Raw genomic sequence first — 2,761 nt, forward strand, 5'->3', positions numbered from 1 at the left:
GCTGTTGTTTTACCCGCATGATGTCAGCACCATAGGTTAAATCAACTTCACTGCCTAAACGGGTAATGTTGGTGGGTTTGTTAAAGACGTTGTAGATGACTTCTCGGGTATTATTTCTATGCGTGAGGTTACCTTTATTGTCATAACCAAAGGTGGCTGTGCCGCCTTGTTTTAACGCAACAGAATTGAGTTTATTACTGTTAGCAACATACTTATACGCACTATTGGAATTTGTTGAGTAATCGGTTTTCTTAAGCAGGTTACCCACAGCATCATAGCCATAATCAATTCCTATGGAGGTAGCGCCCTTGCTTATTGATGAATGAGTTAAGCGGTGCAAGCTGTCGTAACTATAGTTTTCTGTGGCGTTAATACTGCTTACGCTATTACTAATACGCTTTATATTGCCATAGCTGTCGTAATCGGTGTAATCAAGGTAATGAATAGTTTGACCACCGACTTCCACCAAGCTCGATAACATTTGCCCTGTACGGCGGCTATAGGTATAGGTGCCTTCGGCTGTGTCATCAGCCACATTCGCGCTGCTGATATTGCCCCAAGCATCTTGTGCTGTGATGTGTTGATACACATAACCACTTTGAGCATTTTTTAACTTAGTTGCATAGCCATTACTGTTGTATTCATACTCAAGTGTTAAGTCATTCGGGTACACCATAGCTTTAGGCCGGCCATAGTTGCCATCGTACTGGGTAGACACCACATAATTCATTCCATCAATACGGTGCGTGACCTTGGTTACCCGTGCTGCACTATCATAGGCGTATGTTTTACTGTTGCCATTAATAAAACGGTTAAAATGGATGTCCTATTTAAGTTTCTTGATGCTCCGCTCGCCTGAAGAGCTCCAACGGCTATTCTTGTATGCGCTATTTAAGTTCTATCACATCAAAGTCCAAACCTATTAATTGTGCAGCTTGCCAGTTTTCTTTAAAGCGTTCGCTAGACACAAAAAAACTGGGTTTGTTAGTGATACTAAAATAATTGGAAGAGGCCGGTAGACGTTCTTTAGACAGAACTAAATCAATGACTACATCTTCATCAAGAATTGATGATTTTCCTATATCGATACAATCAGATTCTAGCAAAGGAGTCATTACCCAATATACCTGAATATCGTTCGAATTGTTTAAATCTACAACATCTACTTTTGAGAAAATAACTTCTTTTAGATATTTAGATTCTATGGTTTTTTTAGCTCTCTCAGATAGCACATACATATTTAACGAATTGCTTAATAAATCCGAATATCTTTTAGAACTAAAATCAGCAAACAACTTCAAAGTACTGAAATCTATTTCTTTTAACCTTATCCGCTTCCAGTAAGATAGGAGATCAAAACCATTTAAATCATAGTCAACTATCGACGTAAGACTTTCATCTAAACTATAACTCAAAAAATAGAAACTCATTTTATTGGCCACACATTTTTATTTTGATAGGGCCTAATCTTACCACTTCTAATTCCTCGATTAAGCCTATTCATAATAGATAAAAGTTCATTCTGTGCGGCCATTTGCCCCTTTCCCGCAACACGACTATAGCCAGTATCCATCATTTGTTGTATCACTCTATGATATTGTTTACTGTGTGGTCCAGAATGATTTAATAGCCTAATCATATTAGCTTGCTCCGTTTTTAAATTCATATTTGCTTGTTTTACTAACGAATGCGTATGATGTTTAAATGTACTATTATTATGAGGAATCATATGGTGATTCTGAGTCCTCATATTTGCTTTTTCATCATCATCAGGATCTGGCGGCGGCGAACCAACATTACCTCCTTCATTTGAAGTACCAAATATTTTCCCTAAATTTGGTGTTGAGTCTGTTGCCCATGGCGGCTTATGACCACTTTGACTATGGTCAACATGAGCTGTTTCTGTACCATTAAAAATTTCAGGCGCTTCTGTAGGGTTCCCGTCTTGATCTGTCCATTCACTCCCCCCACCAGAATTAGTAGAAACATTATCTTGAGAACCAATATCAGCAGCACCGCCTCCACTGCTGGCGCTATTAATACTATTCGCTACTGCGCCTACCAAACCAGCGACTTGCTTAACAGCCGCCCCATTATTCCCTGATACCGAAACGGTCGTAGTTCCATTAGCATTCGTCGTCGCACTGACTTTTACTCTATGTTTTATACGACTACCTGTTTGCGTCACCGTTATGGTTTTTTCGACGGTTTCTTGGTCAGGCTTATAACCACTTGGGTCTGTACCTGATAATGGGTTATTCATGATGTAGCTGTAAGGGTTTATGCCCTGTGAACCTTCATGGATATATGGGTCTACAGATAGGAAACGCCCAACATTATAATCATACACCCGCCCGTTCATATGAATAAGCTCTACTTCATCCAAATGCTCGTTGTCGGTAAAACCTCGTCGGGTTGCCATGTCGCTGTCGGCTGGATTTGAGCTTAATCGTGCTGTTAGTCCCAATGCCGATAATGGAATAAAGTCGCCGCCTTTGGGTTTCCCAAAGGGGTCGAAGCTGCGATATGCCGTGACTGTGCCTTCCTCATCGGTAAAGGTGGTGGCACTGCCTAAACGGTCTTTGTGAGTGAATCGAATTTCGCTTTGGTTGCCGGTTTCGTTTAATACCGCTACATCGCCAATAAAGGTGCGCTGGGTGGTTTCTTCTGGCGTTATTTCAACCTCGTAAACCTTGTCGATATAGTGAGTTGTAATTGTTTGTCCATCAACTTTGCGCTGTTGTTTTACCCGCATGATGTC

2 protein-coding genes and 1 pseudogene are annotated in these 2,761 nt (G+C 40.6%); all 3 read right to left on the minus strand.

Annotation, left to right across the window (positions count from 1 at the left end):
* Nucleotides 1-730 (minus strand): annotated as a pseudogene (locus tag J3L16_RS15645) (hypothetical protein); the annotation flags it as partial.
* A 157-nt stretch (nucleotides 731-887) separates the two neighbouring features.
* Nucleotides 888-1,442 carry a DUF1629 domain-containing protein gene (locus tag J3L16_RS15650; protein ID WP_207613999.1) on the minus strand — a complete coding sequence of 185 codons (555 nt, stop codon included), beginning with the start codon at nucleotides 1,440-1,442 and terminating at the stop codon, nucleotides 888-890.
* The coding region (locus J3L16_RS15655; protein WP_207614000.1) for an RHS repeat-associated core domain-containing protein at nucleotides 1,427-2,761 on the minus strand (1,335 nt) is incomplete at its 5' end. The genes J3L16_RS15655 and J3L16_RS15650, both read right to left, overlap by 16 nt.

The sequence above is a fragment of the Alteromonas sp. 5E99-2 genome (genome assembly GCF_017368475.1).
Taxonomy (GTDB): domain Bacteria; phylum Pseudomonadota; class Gammaproteobacteria; order Enterobacterales; family Alteromonadaceae; genus Alteromonas_F.